General features: G+C 61.2%; 20 protein-coding genes and 1 tRNA gene. 7 read left to right on the top strand and 14 right to left on the bottom strand.

Translation table 11 applies throughout. The features are described from left to right. A partial coding sequence (locus WC815_17820) for a hypothetical protein (GenBank protein MFA5910641.1) occupies positions 1-218 on the top strand: 218 nt, incomplete at its 5' end. A 138-nt stretch (positions 219-356) separates the two neighbouring features. On the opposite strand, the gene WC815_17815 is transcribed toward WC815_17820, so the two are convergent. Both WC815_17815 and WC815_17810 read right to left on the bottom strand, forming a co-directional pair. Next, positions 357-3,008, bottom strand: a complete 2,652-nt coding sequence (locus tag WC815_17815) for an ABC transporter permease (protein ID MFA5910640.1) — start codon at positions 3,006-3,008, stop codon at positions 357-359. Beyond that, positions 3,005-3,352: a PadR family transcriptional regulator gene (locus WC815_17810; protein ID MFA5910639.1), complete on the bottom strand. Its 348-nt coding sequence runs from the start codon at positions 3,350-3,352 to the stop codon at positions 3,005-3,007. The genes WC815_17815 and WC815_17810 overlap by 4 nt, the downstream gene beginning before the upstream one ends. A 197-nt stretch (positions 3,353-3,549) precedes the next feature. Between WC815_17810 and WC815_17805 the strand changes: the two genes are divergently transcribed. After that, positions 3,550-4,134, top strand: a complete 585-nt coding sequence (locus WC815_17805; protein MFA5910638.1) for a bifunctional diaminohydroxyphosphoribosylaminopyrimidine deaminase/5-amino-6-(5-phosphoribosylamino)uracil reductase RibD — start codon at positions 3,550-3,552, stop codon at positions 4,132-4,134. 406 nt (positions 4,135-4,540) lie between these two features. On the opposite strand, the gene WC815_17800 is transcribed toward WC815_17805, so the two are convergent. Further along, on the bottom strand, positions 4,541-5,881 hold the full coding sequence (locus WC815_17800; GenBank protein ID MFA5910637.1) for a hypothetical protein: 1,341 nt from the start codon (positions 5,879-5,881) through the stop codon (positions 4,541-4,543). Between the two features lie 442 nt (positions 5,882-6,323). Here WC815_17800 and WC815_17795 point away from each other — a divergent pair, with 442 nt between their 5' ends. From WC815_17795 to WC815_17785, 3 genes are all read left to right on the top strand, one after another. Further along, entirely contained in the window at positions 6,324-7,493 is a 1,170-nt protein-coding gene (locus tag WC815_17795) for a DUF4062 domain-containing protein (protein ID MFA5910636.1), read from the top strand. A gap of 11 nt (positions 7,494-7,504) precedes the next feature. After that, on the top strand, positions 7,505-8,362 hold the full coding sequence (locus WC815_17790) for a hypothetical protein (protein ID MFA5910635.1): 858 nt from the start codon (positions 7,505-7,507) through the stop codon (positions 8,360-8,362). Positions 8,363-8,458: 96 nt separating this feature from the next. Beyond that, positions 8,459-8,893, top strand: coding sequence for a hypothetical protein (locus WC815_17785; protein ID MFA5910634.1), 435 nt, complete (start codon positions 8,459-8,461; stop codon positions 8,891-8,893). A 226-nt stretch (positions 8,894-9,119) separates the two neighbouring features. On the opposite strand, the gene WC815_17780 is transcribed toward WC815_17785, so the two are convergent. The 3 genes from WC815_17780 to WC815_17770 all read right to left on the bottom strand — a co-directional run bounded on the left by WC815_17780 (position 9,120) and on the right by WC815_17770 (position 11,251). Further along, positions 9,120-9,449 (bottom strand): polymer-forming cytoskeletal protein, encoded by a 330-nt coding sequence (locus WC815_17780; GenBank protein MFA5910633.1) that lies wholly within the window; start codon positions 9,447-9,449, stop codon positions 9,120-9,122. A 134-nt stretch (positions 9,450-9,583) separates the two neighbouring features. After that, entirely contained in the window at positions 9,584-10,393 is an 810-nt protein-coding gene (locus WC815_17775; protein ID MFA5910632.1) for a hypothetical protein, read from the bottom strand. A gap of 39 nt (positions 10,394-10,432) precedes the next feature. Further along, positions 10,433-11,251 carry a hypothetical protein gene (locus tag WC815_17770; GenBank protein ID MFA5910631.1) on the bottom strand — a complete coding sequence of 273 codons (819 nt, stop codon included), beginning with the start codon at positions 11,249-11,251 and terminating at the stop codon, positions 10,433-10,435. 412 nt (positions 11,252-11,663) lie between these two features. Between WC815_17770 and WC815_17765 the strand changes: the two genes are divergently transcribed. Beyond that, positions 11,664-12,563 carry a hypothetical protein gene (locus tag WC815_17765; GenBank protein ID MFA5910630.1) on the top strand — a complete coding sequence of 300 codons (900 nt, stop codon included), beginning with the start codon at positions 11,664-11,666 and terminating at the stop codon, positions 12,561-12,563. Positions 12,564-12,579: 16 nt separating this feature from the next. Here WC815_17765 and WC815_17760 read toward each other — a convergent pair whose 3' ends face one another. Then, positions 12,580-13,299 (bottom strand): hypothetical protein, encoded by a 720-nt coding sequence (locus tag WC815_17760; GenBank protein ID MFA5910629.1) that lies wholly within the window; start codon positions 13,297-13,299, stop codon positions 12,580-12,582. Between the two features lie 786 nt (positions 13,300-14,085). Here WC815_17760 and WC815_17755 point away from each other — a divergent pair. After that, the gene (locus WC815_17755) at positions 14,086-15,261 is read left to right on the top strand and encodes a site-specific integrase (protein ID MFA5910628.1); all 1,176 of its coding nucleotides are present in this window, start codon (positions 14,086-14,088) and stop codon (positions 15,259-15,261) included. Positions 15,262-15,371: 110 nt separating this feature from the next. Here WC815_17755 and WC815_17750 read toward each other — a convergent pair. The 7 genes from WC815_17750 to WC815_17720 form a co-directional block, all read right to left on the bottom strand. Beyond that, positions 15,372-15,448: transfer RNA gene (locus WC815_17750), tRNA-Arg, on the bottom strand. Between the two features lie 158 nt (positions 15,449-15,606). Then, complete coding sequence (locus WC815_17745; GenBank protein MFA5910627.1) at positions 15,607-15,963, bottom strand: hypothetical protein; 357 nt, start codon at positions 15,961-15,963, stop codon at positions 15,607-15,609. Positions 15,964-16,134: 171 nt separating this feature from the next. After that, the gene (locus WC815_17740; protein ID MFA5910626.1) at positions 16,135-16,731 is read right to left on the bottom strand and encodes a hypothetical protein; all 597 of its coding nucleotides are present in this window, start codon (positions 16,729-16,731) and stop codon (positions 16,135-16,137) included. A 229-nt stretch (positions 16,732-16,960) separates the two neighbouring features. Further along, positions 16,961-17,167: a hypothetical protein gene (locus tag WC815_17735; GenBank protein MFA5910625.1), complete on the bottom strand. Its 207-nt coding sequence runs from the start codon at positions 17,165-17,167 to the stop codon at positions 16,961-16,963. Between the two features lie 81 nt (positions 17,168-17,248). Then, a complete protein-coding gene (locus WC815_17730) occupies positions 17,249-17,611 on the bottom strand; it encodes a hypothetical protein (protein MFA5910624.1) in 363 nt (120 codons plus the stop codon). A 190-nt stretch (positions 17,612-17,801) separates the two neighbouring features. Continuing rightward, positions 17,802-18,179 (bottom strand): phage holin family protein, encoded by a 378-nt coding sequence (locus tag WC815_17725; protein MFA5910623.1) that lies wholly within the window; start codon positions 18,177-18,179, stop codon positions 17,802-17,804. A gap of 68 nt (positions 18,180-18,247) precedes the next feature. Further along, positions 18,248-19,858: a hypothetical protein gene (locus WC815_17720; GenBank protein ID MFA5910622.1), complete on the bottom strand. Its 1,611-nt coding sequence runs from the start codon at positions 19,856-19,858 to the stop codon at positions 18,248-18,250. Positions 19,859-19,932 lie beyond the last annotated feature (74 nt).

The following is a 19,932-nucleotide window of genomic DNA, read 5'->3' as shown; positions in this document are numbered from 1 at the left end:
GCATCCGCCTCCCGCAGAATCGTGACCATCTGCTCTTCGGTAAATCGGGTCTTCTTCATGGCTCCCTCGTGGTCCGAGGGGCCATTCTCTCAGGCTTCAGGTGGTCCGAAAAAGACCGGGCAGGTCAGCCGGACCATTACTATTACCATTGCGAACGGAACCCCGAGGGCTTCGCGCGGTTGCGCGCTGAGAACTTCGATCGAGACGAGAAGCCGTAATCGCAAAAACAGTCGTCGCAGAGCAAAGGCTCGAATGGCTGTTCTTCTTGTGGAGCATCGTCGCTCATTCGACAGAGGGTAGCCGATGTGGAGTGGTGCAGTCATGCTCCAACCGGCCGACGTCAGGCCCGGCCCCGCTTATTCGTTGCGAAGCGCGAGATGTGGGTCGATTCTGGTCGCCCTTCTAGCCGGAATAAGGCCCGCGAGCAATCCGGTGAATACCAGTACTATGACGGCGAACGCGACGGTGGTGATATCGGTCGCGCTCAATCCGAAGATCATGCTCTCGATCAATCGACTCAGGCCCCAAGCGCTCACGAGGCCTGCCGCTACGCCGAAGGCGACCATTCGCAGCGCGTCTCCCAGCACCAACCGCAAAACACAGGCCGTTCGCGCGCCGAGCGCCACGCGCACTCCGATCTCACGTGTCCGGCTCGTGACCCAGTATGACGTCAGCCCGTAGAGTCCGACCGCCGCCAGCGCCAGTGCGAGGGCGCCGAACATCAGTGTCGCTCGCGCCAGCAGCCGCTCCAGCACGAGGCTGCCTTCCAACTGATCGGTGAGCGTGCTGATTCGTGGCAGTCGACCGCCCAGCCGCGATTGCACTTCAGCGCGAATGGCCGAGGCCACTGCGGCCGTCGCGCCAGGCGCGTGGACGACAAACGTCGCCGCGGCCAGCCGTTGTTGGTGCGCGGAGTAAACCGTGGGCGGCGCTTCGCGCAGTGTTTCATATGCAGTGTCTTTGACCACGCCGACCACCTGCATCTCACGCGCCGAGCCCAGCACCGACACGCGCTGGCCGAGCGGAGGTCCAGTCATGTATTGCCGGACGAACGCTTCGTTGACGATCGCCACGTATGGGCCCGCGGGGCCGTCGCCGCGCGCAAAGTCGCGGCCAGCGACGATCGGCGTCCGCATAGCGTCGAAGTAACGCGGGCCCACGCTGTTGAAGTGCATCTCGCCTTCCCCAGTCCTGACGCCGTTTACGGCAATAGCCTGGGTGATGCCGCCTCCGGCGAGTGGCGTGATCGCCGCTACGCTGGCCGCGCGTACGCCGGGGACCTGTTCGATGAAGGTCAGCAACTGGCTGTTGAACGCCGCGAGTTTCGGCCCGGTGAATCCGGCGCGTTGGGCCGAAGTCCCGACCACCAGGACATCGGTGACATCGAAGCCGCGATCCAGGGCGCGGAGGTTGTACAGCGTCCGCGCGAAGAGACCTGCGCCGATGACCAGGACTAGCGACAGCGCGACTTGCGCGATCACGAGCGACGATCCCAGGCGTCCGTGTGATTCGGCCACGCGACCAGAGGCGCTCATCGCGGCGCCCGGTTGCACGCGTGACGCGCGCCAGGCCGGTGCCACCCCGAAGATCAGCGTGGTGCCGCCAACCATCAGAATCGTGACAGCCACCATCATCCAGTCCGGCGTGAGGTTCAATGCAAGTGCGCCGGCGCCTTCGAGTCCCCGGCCGGCCGCCATCAGAGTCAGCAGCGCGCGACTCCCTATCCATGCCACCACGAGGCCGGCCGCCATGCCCCCGACCGCAATCAGCGTGCTCTCGGTCAGCAACTGCCGGACGATCCGCGCGCGGCCCGCGCCGATCGACAGGCGCACGGCGATCTCGCGCTGGCGAGTCGCACCGCGGGCCAGCAGCAGATTCGCCACGTTGACGCACGCAATCAGCAGCACCACGATCACAAAGCCCATGGCGATCTGCAGCGGGAAGCGGAATTCGGCACGCACCAGGCTGGTGCCGGTCCGGCCCGGCAACACGTCGAGCTCCTCCGACATCAGGCGTCGCCGATCCTCCGGCAGGGTCGTGGGCCGAATCGAGGCTTCCATCAGCTGTCGCCACACGACGATGGCCCGCGCCTGCAACTGGTCTTGAGGGAGATCCGGCTGGGGCCGCGCGAGGATCCGCAGCCAGCGCGCTCCCGGTCCGGTATAGAACGGCTGATCCGGCCGCACCACCAGCCGCGACTGGATGGCGAGCGTTAGGTCCACGGCCTCGCCGACGTTGGCGCCGGTAAAGCCCGCAGGGCTGACGCCGACGATCGGCACCGGCACGCCCTCAATCTGGATCGATTCGCCGATCACGCCTGGGTTGCGGCCGAAGCGTCGCGTCCAATACGCATCGCTGAGCACCGCCGATGGCGATGCACCCGGCTCGTCGTCAGCGGGTATCAGCAGCCGCCCGGCTTGCGGCGACAAACCCAGAGTGTCGTAATAGTGTCCGCTGACCCAGGCCACGACGGCGGGTTCCATCGCGCCGGCAGGCCCGACGGTCACCTGATCGCGGCCGAAGCCGCAGAGGAGCTTGAACAGGTCACCCTGTTTCGATAGCTCGAGTACCTGCGGATACGAGAAATTTCCGCCGGCCTGCGTGCCGACTCGTCGCTGGAGCGAAATCAAGCCGGTTGGATCGGGCACAGGCAGCGGCCGCAGCAGCAACGCGTTGATGACGCCGAATACGGCGGTATTGGCGCCTACGCCGAGCGCCAGCGTCAGTATCGCCACGATGGCGAAGCTGCGGTTACGCATGAGCCCGCGCCAGCCATAGCGAACATCCTGCGTGAACTCCTCGAACCAACGCGTGCCACGGGCGTCGCGACAGACCTCCTTGACCTGATCGAGCCCGCCGAATTCCAGCCGCGCCCGCCGGCGGGCGTCGGGTTCGCTCAGTCCGTCGCGTACGTAGTCGAGCACCAGCCGCTCGAAGTGATCACGCAATTCGGCGTCGAGCTGGGCTTCAAGCCGCTCATGCCGCATCAACCGGGTGAGCCAGTTCATCCCACGCCCTCCGACGTCTTGAGGATGGCGCCGACCGCCTGCGCGAGACGCCGCCAGCTCTCGGCTTCTGACGCCATGTGGGTCCGGCCCTTCGCGGTCAGCTTATAGAACTTTGCATCGCGGCCGGTGTCCGACTGCTTCCAGTCCGCGGCGAGGAAGCCACGGTTTTCAAGACGATGCAGCGCAGGATAGAGCGTCCCCTGCGTCACATTCACCACTTCACGCGAAACCTGCCGCAAGCGCTGGGCAATCGCATAGCCATGCATGGGTCCGAGAGCGACTACGTTGAGAATTAGCAGGTCGAGCGTGCCCTGCGGGAGATCCGACTTCTGAGCGATAACCATGCCTTGTGCTTCGACATATACACCCGTGATGGGTCGAAGGTCAAGGTGTCGGCCGATGTGCCGGTCGGGGCTACTATTGGTTGGGCAGGCGGACCCACCGTAACCTTACGACCCCAGCCTCACCGACCGGAGACGCTCTCCCCTCGCGAGGCACGGCCAGCGAGTCCTCGCTGAGGCAAGTTATGCTCCCAGATGCGATGAGCCAAAAGCACGAAAGGTGGATGCGCCTGGCGATTGAGGAGGCGATGCTTGCGTACGGAACTACCGGCGACAACCCGTGGGTCGGGTGCGTGATTGTGAGCGCTCGTGGCGAGCTATTGGGCTGCGGTCATACGCTCGGTCCTGGTGAGGATCACGCAGAGATCGCCGCAGCGCGCGATGCTCACCGGCGGGGGCATAGCGTGGTTGGTGCGACCCTCTATTCCACCTTGGAGCCGTGTTCATTCCACGGCCGCACGCCCTCCTGCTCGCGATCAATAGCCGAGCGCGGCATCGCCAGAGTTGTGCTTGGAATGCGCGACCCGCACCCGCGTGTGGACGGCGCCGGCACGGTTATCCTCCGCAATGCGGGGGTGGAGGTCGTCGAAGGTGTCTGCGAGGACGACGTCAGGCGCCAACTCGGTCTATGGGTGCTAGAGCAGCATCCCTATGAGCCGCTACGCCGTGCCCAAGCGCTACCTGAACCACAACGGGTTGCACGACTGGCAGAGACCTACGGAGTCGACCGCTGGCGCATCGAGGCGATCTTGGACAAGCACACTCTGGCCTCAGACGAGGTGTGAAGCTCGCATGCCATGGAAGCGCGCCCAACAAGGCTTGCAGCCTACAGCGGCCCGGAGAAGCACGGGGCCGCCGCGGCTGAAACCGAGGCGTTAGACTCCAAGTAAATTGTTACCGCTTCATGCATGTGGCGTGCATCTGCTGCATCCTGATGTGAAGAAGTTCAGTCACGGGCTGCGCAACTTTAGGAACTACATCCACCCGTATCAAACAGATAATCTCCGAGTTGTCGCCGGATGAGCACACTGCCAAGTTGTGTTTCCAGGTGTCGAAAGCGGCGTTGGCGAGTGTGGCGGGAGAGCCGAAGAGATCAAGCCTGTGGAACGCCTCCCTTGAAGCAGCGGTGGCGTGCCCGCCGAACTGGCCTCGGCACGTTGGCCCGGCCTCCTAGCACTGTTGAGCCCCGTGCTACGAACTAGCCTTGTCCGTAGTGCTTCGTTCTCTTTCGCGCCGCGCTCGTTCAACGTTGTACATCTCCCGGAAGGGAATCAGCCACTTATCACCATAGACCTCCTTCACGGCCGCGACGACGGCCTTGTCGGCTTCTGTTTCGATCTGCTTGAGATAGGCGAGGAACTCGGTCTTTGTAGCCGGCGAGAAGATTCTTGTACCAAATCCAGGCGAGAACTTCTTCGGTATGTTACCAACCAAGGCGGCGCATTCCCTGTCGACCAAAATTGCGTCGCAATAGGGCAGTAGCGTCGAAACGGTATCTATATCGGTGGACATCCCTTTGTTAGGCGGGTTGGTGCGACCGTTCGCTGCTTGATGTGCGATCACAGCCCACATCAAGGTTCCGAGTCGATTGGCTGGCGTGTCCTTGTACGCGTCTGACGTTAGAAATGCGTCGATCTTGTCCTTCACGTCTTCAGGCTTGATCTCCTTCGTCTTCATGACACTCCAGATGTTTTGAAACGTGTCATAGCCGCGTGACCGATACTGTTGCAGCTTCGACAGGTCAAGCTCCCCGCTCGTTAGCATCTGTTTGACGCGCGCAGCGTAATTCGCAGCGGCCAATGGGACTGTCTCTGATAGCTTGCTGCGCTCGTGTTCAAACCAATGACCAAAGTCTTTGTGTGTCTTTCCTTGCTCCTGGTAGAACTTGAAGACTTCTGCGACCTTCTCACTCACACTGTCCCGGAATCTGCGAACTCCCTCGACAACCTCCGCCGGCCATTCCATCTCTACGGAGATGATCAGCCTGTCCTGCCAAGCGTTTAAATCTCCATTTGTCACGTTTTCGGCATCAAAGTCGTGGGCAGGTGCTTCGCCCTTGAGCCAGGCCTCTAAGGCGACCACAATCTGACGGTCCACAATGTACGCCGAGTCATCAAACGAAACGCCGTGCGATAGTTGCTCATACATCCGCTTCAACGCCGGGAAGTAGGACACCATCAGCGATTCATTTCGGTGAGAACCCGAAACGGGACAGACAACCAGCTGCAGCTTGGAAACACGCTCTAGAGCGTCAAACATCTCCAACCAAAACGGGTCGGCCTTCGCCCGGGCGTGGCTATCCATTTCATCGTTCAGCGCCTTCATCATGTTGCTGATGGCGAACTGATCGATGTAGACGACCTTCTTCGTCAACTTGGGCAGGGGATACGAATTGGTCACCCAGCACTCCCTGCAGCGGCGTGAATAGCCGGTCCCGCCGATCGAAAGAATGCCGTACGATTCCTCGTGCCCGTTCGGGCAGGTGATGTAGGGTGGCGAGATCAAATCACGTGGGTCGAAAACAAAAGACATAGTGCGTGGTTCCTCGGCAACGCTTCTCAGATTACGTCTGCTTAGTGCTCTCGTAGATGCGACTCAATCAATGATCTTCCGACCCGCCTCGCCCTCCTCCCACGATTGCCACAATTGCTGTTGTGTAATTCGCGCCGTTTACGGGGCCTTCTGGTTTGCAGGGGCTTCATCTTGGCGATGTGCAGCTTGGGGGTCTCGGCGATGGCGTCGCGCGCCTCCGCGGCCTGCAAGTGGCAGGAGAAGCCAGAGCCACGACCCCACATTCTACGCATAGAGGTTCAGAGTGGGCAGGTCAGCTAGAAAGTCGCTAAACCGGACGTCGCGTCTTGCATTGCCGGAGCGACAAATCAGCCCATTCTCGCGGACTCCAGGTTTTCCTCCTCAAGTTCGATAGCTCCGCGTCCGAACCGCAGACCTGCGCCGTCCCGTCTAGAATGGATGGATGCGGAACCGGACGGAAGCCGAGCAGGAGCCGCTCTTAATCGATCGTGCCGCGGCGGCGGAAATACCGTCTCAAGATTCCGTTCGCGAATGGGCTCATGGGCGGCGAGCATTCATCTCCAGTGTCATGAGCGAGCTTCCGGATGAACGACGGGGGGCCGCAGATGCTGTAAGGGCGCTCGGAGGAACGCCCGTGACGTTCGAGCAATTCGGAGGCCGCGACGCAGACCCGGAGGATGCCTACCTAGCCGAGGTCGAAACCTCCGATATCTACGTCGGAATTCTGGGGAGAAGCTATGGCAAGCCGCTGCCGTCGCGATTCTCGGCGACGCACTCAGAATATCTACACGCCGAGAAATGCGGTCTGCGGATTGCCACATGGTGCCTGAAGGCCAATGATCGGGAGGGTCACGAGGAGTCGTTCCTCAACGAGGTCAGGACTTTCCACGTCGTCCCGGACTTTGTGACGCCTGACGATCTTCGCCTTCAGGTCGAGGACCGTCTGAAAGCTATCGCGGCCGAGGATCTGGCGCCGTGGTGCAAGCTCGGTAATATCGTCTTCCGCGCAACGGAAGTGGGCGATGATGGCAACCGATTGCGTGTTGTCGCCAGAGTGCGAAGCGACGATGTTGCGCATGCTCTTGAAGCCATGCGGAGCGGGAATATCAATCGGGGAGGCGAGGGCCGCTTCACATGGTCTGGGCGTAGCCGCTTGGTACGCGTTAGTTCTGTGGACACGACAACGACGTCGTCACGATCGAGGATTGTGCGACTGCAACTCGAAGGGCGTGAAGGCGGGCACGATCCAATGCTGGAAGTGTCCGTGTCCGGCCACACTGCGGACGAATTGACCGAGGCGGGACTCAGAACGGCCCTGTTCGGTACGCGTCATCCGTTGGCGGGTCAACACCTCGGCTTTATTGGCGAGATCGCGGACCCATTTGCCGCCCTTCGCGCGGCACGCGTGTCCGACGAGATCACCAGGCCGTTGGCGGAACTGATGCTGGTCGACGCCCTGGTCGGAAGTGGGCGCGCGACGCGGATCAGCCAGTTCAAGCTGGGTACAGCCGTGCGGGGTATCCGGCGGCTTGTTGTCGGATGGCAACCGCCTCGGCGGTACTCGAATGCGCGCGCGAGCGAAAGGCTCGTGGAGGGAGACGTTCGACTCTGAAAGGTTGAAGCATGAACCTTGTCGATAGCACAAAGCGGTATGTCGTTGATGACCGCTGGCGGCTGCGGTTGTTTGATTGCATCGCCGGAGAGACACGTCGTCTGTCCGCTGCCCTGAAAGATCCGCAGTTTTCTGCCTCGAGTTCCTGGTCGGACGATGAGTTCAGGCGGCGGGTAGCGTGGCTCGATGAGTTGCTCGCCGACATGTACCACTCGGAGGCGCTGATGGGCCGCTGGGGCTCGCCTGCTACACTCCAGTCGCTCACGTTAGCGCCGAAGCGCCTCTCTGATGGCGCCGGCGAAGGCGGCGGCAACACCGGATTCCTCGCATTGCAGTGGTATCCCTCGCTGGCGTTGTCGTATGCGGGGGGAATTGCCGCCGTGGCGGCCGAATCCTATGCGTCACTGGTGGCACTAATGCACGCACGAGTGGGCACCTCTCGCGGCGAAATGCGACTCGTTGAAGCCGCGACGAGAGGAATTGGTGACCGCAGGCAGCATTTCAAGCTATTGCCCGGACATGAGCGACACCACGTTCCGTTCAGCGAGTATCTTTACCAGAGGCTCATGCCCTTGCTCGACCAGGCGCTCTGTCTCGGCTCCGCGTACGACGGGGTATTCGACACATTCGAAATCCTGTACTCCGTGGAATTCTCTTATCAGAGCGGCAGGGGGTGGGGACCGCTAGGGCGTTTCGCATGGAAGGCGCGCAGTGGCTCGAGTCCGTTGCCGCAGATCATCGAGGAGGCGGCAGGCGCGGGGAAGGCGTGGCCCCCAGTCGCTGCGGGGCTTTGCGGTGGATCCCCGGAGAAGTTCGCCGAACACGCGAAGAGTCTGTCCGAGGCGGTTGCGCGCAGCGGCATGTGGTGAGTCGCAATCGACGAGCACTGGTGTTCGCCCAAGCCAAGACGTAATCAAATCGGCGACGACGACGTAGTATGGCCAACCGCCCGCTGAGGAGCGGTCGTGGCCGATGAAACGAGGAATGGGACGATGCCAAGCCAATTGTTGGATTTGAAATCACCTCAGGACATGTGGCGAAAGGCAGACCGTGAGCTTCAGCGCTTTGAGAACGAGCCATCGGTCGACCATGCGTACAATTTCTTTGTCAGTATTTACCACCTGAGGGATTACGCGAAGGTTGCCGGGCTTGACCTAGGTGTCCTGGATGGCGACACGGACTTCGAGTTGTGTCGCTTGGCTTGCAATAGCGGGAAACACCTTCAGCTGACTGGCCGCACTGCTGCGGACGCATCGGGGCGTTCGTTCGATACGCATGCGGACCTTGCCTTTTCGGGTCATGAGGAATTCGCGGTTCTTGCGGACGGGCAGAGAATACCGGTGCTTGAGCTTGGCCGGCGGGTGTTGGATCGGCTCCGACCCTGGCTCGGATTGGCGTGAGGCCACAGACACGCACCCTAATACTAGGTTCTGGGAAAATGCTAAGGTCCGGCTCTCGGACAAGTCGCCACCTGCGGCCAAGCTAGTGGAGTTTCCTGAAGAGCCCGACAAGTGACTTCGTGGACAGCCGGTTCTGCCCCGTCGCTCAAGGAGTAAAGTACCTTGCTGCTCTTCGAGTCACTGCCGTCGGCCATTCAATCGGGTTCGGTGTGCAGACTACAGACACTCATCCTTCCAGCCTCGTGACGTTGCCAACCACCGCGCCCTTCACTACGGCTTTCGGATAGAGCACTGTCGTGCCCGACTGGTTGTGAACAGCGCCGTTGATCATTCCGTAGACGCTAACTACACCGCCATCGTTCGATACATCACCGTTCACCATGCCGTGGATGATCGCTTCGCCTCCTCGCTCCACGACCAAGTGCTTGCCTACGAGCCCGTGCAGGACCAATGTCGTATTACCGGGCACGGTGACTGCGCCGGTGACGAAACCATGTAGCTGCAAGCTCTCTGGTAGTCGCAGATCGCCTTCAATCGTGCCGTGTTCTGAACGCATATGCACTCCCAGGTGGCAAGAAGCGTGTATCTTGAGCCGCTAGCAAGCTCCATTGCGGCGGTCTGCTGCGCCTATCGCAGAGCGGTGTGACACCGAACTTGATTAGACTTCGGACGCAATTAAGGACTGAGGGGCTACTGATAGCGCCGCAATTCGTCTGCAGTCGGAAGAAACTGCGCGAAGGCCGTCAGAGACGACGGCCGAACAGTAACAGAGAGCTCCGCCTTGCGCACCAGCGACTGAATCTCGCCGAGCATTTCAGGCTTCGCATTCGGTGTGACTACCACCTCAGTGACTAGTGCGGCTAGATCGACAGGTCTAAAGATGCCCACCGGCAGGCTCGCAGGCGGCTCGTAAATAGGAAGCCGATGCGGCTTGTTGTTCAAGTCAAAGTGCCGATTCATCCCGTCGCCGGTATTGAGCAGCCAAAGAGCCGCGCGGACTTCTCGCTCCGTTGCGAAGTCCAATCGTTTGGTCGTGATAAACCGCTGGGTGTTGTAGCGCGTTCCGTGTTCCCAACCGTAGCGGACCAAACCGAGGTGTGGCCTGTCGTTGGCGAGCGGCTCCAGAACTGCGCCGAGAAGCGCGTAGGTGGACACGATGGCCACTCCGTCGTGCCCGAACTTCGCCCACATTGCGGCCCGTTCTTCATCAAAGAGATGCCAGCAGTTCAAGTAATACGACTGCCTGAACTGCGCCAGCGAACCCAGGTCATGATCTAGTTTTGCGATGTCCCGAAGATCGTATCTGTTGTAGTCAAGCGCCGTGCACATCCATTGTTTCGGAGGCATCCCTTCGTGGTCGTCGTTCAACCCGTCCGCCCGGCGGAAGTACAGGCGCCCAGCCTCGACTAAGTCTCTGAACTTCCATAGTTCCATGAAGCGCCAGATGATGGCGTTCGGGTCTGCGGGCGACAACCCCTCGGTGAAGTTCGGGACAGGCATCAAACCGGCTTGCTCGTACGCAGTACGTCAGCTCGTTGGTTAAGCTGCGTCTGATGAACGGAGGAGACGTTGGGCGACTTTGACTATCGCTCCGACGAGCGTTGAATCGATCGGGGTTGGTGCGAGGCCGTGGACAATAACTGTCCGGGCTTGTCGGGCACCTTCCACTAGAGCGATGTCCTCGGAATTCAGCCGGCCGACGCCATAAAGGGCCCGCATGAGCGCTGAGGGCTGAACTCCGATCTGACTCTCAAGCCCTGCGGAGAGTGCCGTTCGCCGCATGGCGGCCTCAAGTGCCGCCCACGCGAGAACGAAGCCGGCGGACGTCAGGCCAGCATTGACCGCTGTCTCTGCTTCCAGTAGCAGATCTTGAATATGACGAAGTGAAGGCTCACGACTGTCGGAGAGTGTTGGTGGCGTATTTCTATCCGTGTCGCGTCGAGAAACAGACAGTTCCTTGAGACGGTCCAAGTAGAAGATTGCCTTTACTCCTGAATGGAGGTGAATTTCGTGGCCAGGATAGGTGACTGCCGGCTCAATTCCGCTCCGATCCAAGAGATGGTTGAAGTCGCGGATAGTGCTGTTGGCGTTGAGTATCCACTGGTCTACATCCACAGCGTCTGGCAGGCCTTCAGCGCTCGATGAGAATGAAAGCTTGATTTGCACTAGTTGCGGTGACTGACGTTTCTTCCCCACAAACGTCAGTTCAAGTGGCCCGTAGCCAAGCAGCAGTGGATTGAGCTTCTGGGATTGGACACTTGGCTCACCAAGGAGCGTTTGTGCCTCACTGGGTTTCATCCCGAGAGTCAGCGGGCCGAGCTGCCCTGTACGAAGAAATCGATCAAGAGATGCGGTCATCTAGTCCTTGATTCGCGCGAGCGCGATCCTCAAAAAATGTAGTTCTGCTAATCGACCAAGGGCGATTTCCCGTAGAACTCCCGAATGCGAGTACAGATGAACCATAGCGCCATCTATTCGCTTTATCCAAGCATGTCTGACTCTGGCGTCTGTAAGGCAGTCGCGCAGCGCCATTCGAATGGCCTCTTCGACCGCTAACTGGGGTAGGGCTGAGAAGACGCTGCCAAAAACAACACCACCGAGATGGTCCGGACGGACCGCCAGCTCGATTCCATTCACTTTGATGTGGCAACCTTTACTGATCCAATCGTCGGCCACGACAGAAGGGGCGCACATAGCATGGTCCTGCGGCTGAACGAACAAGCCGTGGGGCTGCTAGGTTACCATCGCCAACCGAGGATCTGTATTAACCATGTTGTTTGAGAATCACCTGACGGCTGACGACATGGTGCGGGCCGCGAAGCTAGAGCTTACGCCGCCGGTGTTGACAGGCGCGTACATGTCACAGCTCAATGCGATTGAGGCCTTCTGGGTGGATATCGTTCACCCTTTTGTTCACCATCGCGACTCTTGGCCCCTTCGACAGCTGGCGGTCGCCACGCTATCTGACCGGGCGATTGGGCACGGGAGGGTGGTGCCTCGTTTGAACTCGCTCGTGTACCAGCAGACAGTCACGTCTGCCGAACGTTCCGTCATCGAGCTTTGGCTAGACATAAGGCTGCTCCATCAGAACGTCATTGCCGACGGCCCACAGCGTTTGTTCGCATTTGGTGAGTATCAGAAGCTCTTGAGCGCCAAGAGGACCGACCGCTTCTTTCTGGAGTATCCCGAACTAGACGAGTCGCCCTCGGCAGCATTGCCGCACCGAGGATTCATCGCAAAGGAGGGCGCCCGCATTGACGCGCAGACACAGAAGTTGTGGGGTAAGCCGCCGGACCATTGGAGCGGAATGAAGCTCAAGGAGCGCGCCAAAGCAGTTGGTCCAGAAGCACAGCTCAAGGTCGCTCACGGGTACGACATGCGAAACTTCGCCTCGCACACGGGCGTGGCGGGTGTTCTCAATGTGCCTTCTTCGACGTTTGAGTTGATCTATAACCAGTCCGTTGCAAATATCGCCGACTGCATGATGGACATCCTCAAGGTTTTAGGTGTTGAGCTGGACGTGTCAAAGACCGTAGCCGAATACGACTACATCGTGGAGTATTTTTCAGATCTCCATTCATTCTGTCTCTGCGATGCTCTACTTAGAGGTGCTGGCGAACCGCAGCGGCTGTTCTTTAGGTCCGGTCCTTGGGGCGTAAAAAACGTCTAGACTCGAAAGACAGATACTACCAACCTAGGTCAGCCATCATGTCGGCGGTCCATTGTTCCCACAAATCTGTGCTGTTCTCGATCATTGAGATATACCAGAGCAGCTCCTTTTCGATATGAGTCATTCCCGCAATCAGCGCTTCGACGCCGATGTCGGTTACCTTGCCGATCAGGCGAGCCGGAGGATTGGTCCCTTTGGGCTTATCGTGCACGTATCGAAACGCCATCCCAGATGGATCCAGAACGTCTAGCTCTCGAATAAAGCCCTGTGCTTGTGTCGATGGTGGGTCGACAGCACCCGTGCTCTTCTCGAGCATCGGGTGCGCGAGCGCATGGAGGCGGAGAACCTCGTCGAGTAGCGGACCTAGTTTGTGGTGAGTTGGGATTTGATACTGATAGGTCGCGTCGTCCGTTCGAATGCGTCGGACGAGATTCACCAATGCGTACTTTAACGCGAGCTCGACTGCGTGTCGGTAGTTAAGCAGCAGTGGAAAGAGTCGCATCTCGATGGCGGGAACGTCGTCAGGCAATCCCTCCGCAATCTCGCGAGCAACGCGAAAATAATCGTCGAGGTGACCTGATTGCGAGATTAGGGATGGATTGAGCTGTGCATTTGGGCCGTCAGGCGTGGCGGTGAATAACTCCGTGAAAGGCGATGGCTTTCGATCAAGCATCTCCTTCAGAAGGGCATCATCGTGGTCTTTCGCTTCGCGGTCGACATCTTCTTCATTGGTCATCCAGGCATTTTAGACCCCAACACTGCGGTCCAGCGCCCACTGTGGCAGAGCGGGGAAATCAAGGGAACGGCTCTTTGGATTGATGAGGTTGACCATCGATTCGAGTCGGCGTATCCTGCACGCATCGCTCGCCAGTTGTCACAACTGGCAACCCTCCTCCGCCTCGGTCATCCGACGCGGAGCGCTTTATCGCTCTCGCCTCAAGGCCTAGCGCACCGCACCTAACCTTCACCGCCTCGACGCGTTCGCGATCAGAGCGAACTTGTCTGCGCGGACCACATTGCTAGCGTCGTTTGCGACGGATGCCGCCAACGATCGCCGCGGAACGACGAGCCTTGCGCGCGCTTCAATGCGGCGCCGGGCTCGTTCAACTCCAGCGGTTCGATCGGAGGAGAACATGAAACGGAGCACTTTTGCGGCATCCGAGAATGTTGAAGGAGATTCGAATCCAGTTGCGCATCGAGCAGCGCAGCCAACCACACTGCCGGATCGGTTGATGACGGCGTTCGAAGTTGCTCAATATGTCGGATGTCACGAGGAGACGGTACGACGCGCGTACTTGCGCGGGCTGCTCGTCTCACAGCGATTCGGCGTCAGAGGAAGGAGGTTTCACCCGAGCGACGTGCTCGATTGGATCAAGAGAGGAGCACCGACGAGACTGTCATAACGAAAGGAGAAGTAAATATGTCTGTTCGCAAGATCTGTAAGCCGAAGGGATGTCGCGCAAGCCCGCGATGCGATCATCCGTGGTGGTTCGACACAATGCACCAAGGCAAGCGGTGGCGCATGCCTGTTGATGACTTTGCGCTCGTGCGTGGAGCGACAGAGCCGATTACGTCAAAGCAGACGGCGGAACGCGTCTGGGAACCGAAATTTCTGGGCGAGATCATCGCTGGCCGCGATCCGCGTGTGCCGCCAACCAAGCCAAAGCAGCAGACCGAGACCGTCCTCACGGTGGCGGCCTTCCTCGACCAGTACTACACAGGCTACGTGGAAGCGGAAGGTCTCAAGAGCGCGAACACGGTGGCCGGCCACATCAAGTCGCTGAAAGCATCGCTGGGAGAGCTTCCGGTCGCGGCTCTCGAGAAGGCACCCGAGATCACCCGGTTCAAGGCAGCGTTCCGGAAGGGACACGAGGTCGCGACCGTGAACCGTGCTCTCGGAGTTCTGCGAGCGGCGATCAATTGGGGACGCTTCCAGGAGCCGCCGCTGCTCTCGACGAGTCCGTTTCATCGCTTCGGCGTGAGCATCAGAGCACGCGACGAGACGAAGAGGGATCGGCGCGTTCACCGCGACGAGGAGCAGACACTGCTCTTCGCGTGTCTGACGATGAACACGGCCGAACACAAGTGGACGGGACCCGCGATGCACGATCGGATCATCGCGGCACTTGAAACCTGTTGCCGGCAGGGTGAGATGCTTCGCATGCAGAACCGCGACGTGGATCGCACGCAGCATCAGATTCTGATTCGAGGCGTGAATGCGAAGGACTCGGAGAACCGACGGATTCCATTCGATCCGAAGGGCCGTCTTGCTCCGATCCTGAAACGCCGAGCGGAATTGGGACCATCCGCGTTTGTGTTCGGCTCAACCGAGGGCGAGTTCCAGGACAGCTTCAAGACCGCATGGGAATCGCTGCTGCTCGTCGCCAATGGGCACCCGACCAAGCGAGCAAAGCCCGGGGTTCGGGTCGATCGCGAGAAGCTCAGAGAGATCGACCTTCATTGGCACGATCTCCGTCACGAAGGCGCCTGCCGGCTACTGGCGGACGGCGTCGACATCCGCGTCATTCAGCTGATGCTCGGCCATTCCGACATCAAGACGACGCAGCGGTATCTAAACATCACGGACGAAGAAATGAGGAGGGCACTGAACGGAGTATGGGAACGTCGCCGTCAGCTGCGGCTAGAGACGACAGCTTCTAATGAAGACCGGCCGGAAGACCGGGCAGTAGGCGAGTAGAGGCAACCGGAGGCAACGGTGAACCGCTACCGATTGTCAGTCATTTGTCAGTCAGGCTCGCCGACGAGATCGGCGAGGAGTGCAGACTTGCGGATTTCCTTAGGAAATCTTGGTGCGCCCAGCATGATTCGAACATGCGACCTCCTGGTTCGTAGCCAGACGCTCTATCCAGCTGAGCTATGGGCGCGACAGACTTTCAAGCTTAGCACAGGAGAGTTATCCGGCTAAAGCCGGATACTACATTGCGCTGGGGATCGGGTTCCCGACAGCCCGTCGGATCCCTCCCGACAGGAAGTCGGTGTCTCCCGACAAATGGGAAACACCGCTCCTCCCGCCAGGTTCTGGTTAGCGCGACGTGCGGCCGCGCACGCCCACCGTGACCACGAGCTCGCCGCGGTTGTCCGGCAGGTGATCGTCGTTCACGCCCAGATACAAGCGACCGCTGACCGGCGCCGTGATCGTGCGGCGCGCGCCGACGAAGATCGGACCGTAGTCGTCAATCCGCATGATGAGACCGCCGGCGAGCTGCTTGAGCACCGGCGCATCGGGCGCCGTGCGGCCCCTGCGGGAACCGGCCGGCGTGGCGGTGTCGTTGTCGTCATCGCTCATCTGGATGGAGCCGCTGGCGTCGAAGGTCAGCGTGTCGCCGGCACGGACGTCCAGCATCGCGTCGGTCCAGCGCTGCTGCGCGTTCACGTGCACGGTTTGCGAACCCGCGCCTGATGCCGTCAGCGGTGCGCCACCGGCGGCGTCGAATTCGCGGCGGGTAAGCCGGCCGTCGCGGTTGGTGTCGCGCTGGGTGAAGCTGTTACGTGACCAGTGCCACTCGCTCTGCGCGAGGCTGCCGTTGCGATCGACGTCGAGGTTGGCGAACTAATCGTAGGTGTCGGCGCTCGGCTGCGTGCCCACGACTTCGAACCGGCTCAACACGCCGTCGCCGTTGCGGTCCAGCCAGGTGAAGGCCGCGGCACCCGTGTGCCACTCGTTGCGCTCCACGCGCCCGTTGTTGTTCACGTCGAGGTCATCGAAGCTGTCGCCCCGGTCATCGTCCCACTCCGCGTCGTCGGCGTTCAGGAACTCGTTACGGGTGAGCGCCTCGTCGCGGTTGCGGTCCGCGCGGCGGAACGTTTCGAGATCGTAGTGCCATTCGTTGGCCGTGACGCGGCCATCGCGGTTGTGGTCCAGGCTGGTGAAGCCCGCCGCCGTCCAGGCGAGGAACCGCTCGGCCCGGCCGGGGTTGTGGTCGGCGCCTTCGAGGTCGCTGTTGCGCTGGGCGCCTATGCGGATTTCGTCGCCAGACAACCGCCCGTCGCCATTCCAGTCGTGGACCTGGAACGAGCGTGCCGAACCCTGCCACTCGTCGCGCGAGATGACGCCGTCGCGGTTCTGATCCATGGCCTCGAAGCGCATGCGTGCCGCCTGAGCTTGGTCAGCGCCGGACGCGAAGATCACGGGTGTGGCCAGAGCCACGACTGAGAGAGTAAGTAGCGCGCGCGAAAACATAGGATCCTCCTCCAGATCCCAGTGCATATCCCGTGCCCCGCTCCACCCTACGATTTCCTGCCGATGCGCTTGGCGATGTCGCGGACGACAACGCGTTCGCTCATGACGGCATCCTCGATCGGATAGCCCGCACGTCGCCGGGGACTTCCAGATTGCGGTGTCGCCGGTGCTGATTTGGGTCGTGCTTTGCCATGGGTTACGGCTTCTCGGCGTCGGTGCCGGCGGTGTCGATGTCCTGGTCGCTCATGGTCTTGTCGAACTCCGACCTCGGGCTGGGGGCGTCCTCCGGCGTCGCCTGGCTCGAGGCCGCCTGCCCCTCGTTTTCCATTTCCTTGATCTGATCGTCCGTGGTGCCATGCGGCTTGCTCGCCGGGCTCTTCGGGTCTGGGATTGGTGTGGGCATTGTCCGTCCTCCGCCCGAATTGCTGAGCAAAGGACGTGCCCGCCAGCCGCCGAGGGCGCGCTCGCCGCTCCGGAGGATTCCCTATTTCTGCACCACCGGGAACCCCGGCGCTCCAGGAGTGATCGACCGCACCTGGGCAGCGGGTTTGCCGTCACGCGTGCCGCCCTCTTCCCAGCCGACGAGCACGACGCGGTCGGCGCGCTCGCCGGCCTTTTCGGTGATGACCCGCCCGGTGACCTGGACCGGCGCCGTCACCGTGACCGGGACGGTGTCGCCCGGGGCGCCACGCCAGCCGACGATCACCACTTGCGCGGGGCCAGTAGGCTCGCCCGGCCGCGGAGAAGACTGCGCCTGCACGGCGGGGATCGGCGTGAGGACAACGCAGAGGTACACCAGCGCCGTTGCTATCAGCGTCAGTACCACTTTCGTGTAGCGGTCGATCATTGGGATCTCCTTCACTCTTGTCTTGGCCGCAGATTACGCAGATTACGCCGATTCTGGATTTCCGATGGGCCGAGTGGGCGCGCTCACGCATTGTGGCAGAGAGGCCCGTGGGCGCCTGGGGGTACCAATGGCGCCCACGCGACGACGAACGAGCCCGCATCCGAGAGAGGGCTCTGGCGTTCTCTCACAGCTACTTCTTCATCGAGCGTTCTGTCTCTGCAACGAGAAACATCGATAGCAGGAAGCTCACGATCGTGACAATCAGCGCGCCGACGAAGGCCGGGAAGAACCCCGCAACGTGGAAGCCGAGCCCGAGACTCTCCGACAATCCGCTCAGCATCATGAGAACAAACGCGTTCAGCACGAACGTGAACAGGCCGAGCGTCAGGATCAAGAGCGGAAGTGACAGGAGAAGCAGGATTGGGCGGACGAGGGCGTTCAGCAGGCCGAAGATGAGGGCGACGACGAAGAAGCGGCCGGTACTGCCGGTAAACGAGATGCCGTCCACCAGGGTAGTGGCGGCCCAGAGGGCGCCGGCGTTGATGAGCAACCGAAGCAAGAGGAACATGTGAAATCTCCTCCTGCTTCGGCTGCAATTATCGCGCCCGCGCCGCAGGTGAACGCGGGCGGCCTACACTAGAACCGCGACGACCGGGTCCAGGTGTCGGAGCGCGCCCAGCTCCTGGCGAGGTCGTCGTCCACCGCCGGATCCGTCTTGCCCTGCGCCTTCAGCGCCTGCTGCAGGCCGAGCAGCGACCAGCCGTTGTGCGGGTGCTGTTTCAGGTCTTCGCGATACACGGCCTCGGCGTCGGCGTGGCGCCTGGCCTCAATCAAGGCCGCGCCCAGCCAGTGGCGCGCCGGGAACGGCAGCGGCTCCGGCTCGTCGTACTCCAACTTGTCATCCAGCTTTACGGCTTCCTCGAACCTGGCGATCGCGCCGGACACGTCCCCGCCCATCCGCGTAATTTCGCCGTCGAGAATGCCGGCCATCACGCCGACCAGCGCTGACGCCGAGTGGCTGCGGAACTCCTGCTTCGAGGTCTCGGCGATCTTCTTCACCTTGGCCAGGTAGGCCTTGGCGAACTCCGGCTCGCCCAACTTCAGCTTGGCGTAGCCCTGTGAGAAGTCGAAGGCGGCGGCCGGGATTTCGCGTTCCGGGCGCCTGGTGATCTCCACGACTTCGTCGAAGCGGCCGAAGCGAATCAGCGTCAGCGCCTGGTACATGGTGTCGCTCGTGCGCTTGGTGTAGTCCTTGCCGGCCTGCGTGGCGATGGCGCCCTGGCCGTCCATCGACGCGGCGTAGAGCAGCATGTGAAGGTTGTGGTCGGGATAGATGGCGAAGCCCTCGCCGAGGTCGGCCTTCAGGTCCGAGTGCCAGGCCTCGAGGTTGGCGCGCACCGAATCGGACCAGCGGCCCACTTCGTTCCAGGTGTGCGACGGCATGTGGTTGATGTGGCTGGCGCCCGGGATGGTCTTGCCGAGGTACTCGGCGCAGAACACCGCCTTCTCCGGCTTGACGGTGGACTCGGTGGCGTGCACGTAGAGGTGGCAGGCGCCGGGATGCTTCGGATCCTTCGCCAGCACCGATTCCAGCACGCCGTGCAGGCGCTTGATGTTGGGCGCGTTGACGTCGCGCGTGCCGCGGCGCGGCTCGAGCAGGAACAGCGCATCGCCGTAGAGGGTGACCGCGTCGAGGTCGTTCGGGTACTGCTCCGCCAGCTTCTTCATGGCGTCGGCGTAGGCCTGGTCCTGGTCCTTGCGCGTCTTGGCGTCGAAGTCCTTCACGTAGCGGACGTTGAGCGCCTCGATGAAGGCGCGCTCCACCGGCGTGGCCTTGTCCTTCAGGCTGACGGCCTTTTGCGTGGCCGCATAGGCGAAGGGCGACTGGTCGGCCGACATCGGTCCGTTCAAGTACGAGCCCCACGCCCAGCCTTCGCCCCAGTAACAGATGGCGCAGTCGGGGTCGCGCTTCCACGCCTCGCGGAACGAGCGGATGGCGTCGAGGCGGGCGAAGGCGTACATCATCTGGAAGCCCTGGTTGAAGAAGGCCTGCGCTTCCGCGTTCTTGGTGGAGATGGGCCGCTTGAAGGGGCCGAGTGCGGCGGTGTAGAGGGGGATGGGGTCTCTGACGTACTTGGGGATTTCGCCCGGGGTGTCGAGGTGACTCTCTTGAGCCCAGCTCGCGGAGGAGCCGGCTATCAGACAACACAGACACAGGGCGGCGGCGCGACAGAGACGAGCGATCATCAAAATCCTCCGGGACATGGATGCAGCATCCGGTGCCGGCTGAATTCCGGAGGCCTGCGATGCGCGCTCATCAT

The organism is Vicinamibacterales bacterium (assembly GCA_041659285.1).
Taxonomy (GTDB): domain Bacteria; phylum Acidobacteriota; class Vicinamibacteria; order Vicinamibacterales; family UBA2999; genus 12-FULL-67-14b.
Note: the sequence above shows the minus strand (reverse complement) of the source record. Positions and strands in the feature narration are given on the sequence as shown.

Coding starts and splice junctions, on each gene's coding strand:
- WC815_17725 (MFA5910623.1), bottom strand. CDS start 18,179: ATGTTCCTCTTGCTTCGGTTGCTCATCAACGCCGGCGCCCTCTGGGCC.
- WC815_17735 (MFA5910625.1), bottom strand. CDS start 17,167: ATGCCCACACCAATCCCAGACCCGAAGAGCCCGGCGAGCAAGCCGCAT.
- WC815_17755 (MFA5910628.1), top strand. CDS start 14,086: ATGCCTGTTGATGACTTTGCGCTCGTGCGTGGAGCGACAGAGCCGATT.
- WC815_17760 (MFA5910629.1), bottom strand. CDS start 13,299: ATGACCAATGAAGAAGATGTCGACCGCGAAGCGAAAGACCACGATGAT.
- WC815_17800 (MFA5910637.1), bottom strand. CDS start 5,881: ATGTCTTTTGTTTTCGACCCACGTGATTTGATCTCGCCACCCTACATC.
- WC815_17780 (MFA5910633.1), bottom strand. CDS start 9,449: ATGCGTTCAGAACACGGCACGATTGAAGGCGATCTGCGACTACCAGAG.
- WC815_17720 (MFA5910622.1), bottom strand. CDS start 19,858: ATGATCGCTCGTCTCTGTCGCGCCGCCGCCCTGTGTCTGTGTTGTCTG.
- WC815_17805 (MFA5910638.1), top strand. CDS start 3,550: ATGAGCCAAAAGCACGAAAGGTGGATGCGCCTGGCGATTGAGGAGGCG.
- WC815_17790 (MFA5910635.1), top strand. CDS start 7,505: ATGAACCTTGTCGATAGCACAAAGCGGTATGTCGTTGATGACCGCTGG.
- WC815_17775 (MFA5910632.1), bottom strand. CDS start 10,393: ATGCCTGTCCCGAACTTCACCGAGGGGTTGTCGCCCGCAGACCCGAAC.
- WC815_17795 (MFA5910636.1), top strand. CDS start 6,324: ATGCGGAACCGGACGGAAGCCGAGCAGGAGCCGCTCTTAATCGATCGT.
- WC815_17770 (MFA5910631.1), bottom strand. CDS start 11,251: ATGACCGCATCTCTTGATCGATTTCTTCGTACAGGGCAGCTCGGCCCG.
- WC815_17810 (MFA5910639.1), bottom strand. CDS start 3,352: ATGGTTATCGCTCAGAAGTCGGATCTCCCGCAGGGCACGCTCGACCTG.
- WC815_17765 (MFA5910630.1), top strand. CDS start 11,664: ATGTTGTTTGAGAATCACCTGACGGCTGACGACATGGTGCGGGCCGCG.
- WC815_17815 (MFA5910640.1), bottom strand. CDS start 3,008: ATGAACTGGCTCACCCGGTTGATGCGGCATGAGCGGCTTGAAGCCCAG.
- WC815_17730 (MFA5910624.1), bottom strand. CDS start 17,611: ATGATCGACCGCTACACGAAAGTGGTACTGACGCTGATAGCAACGGCG.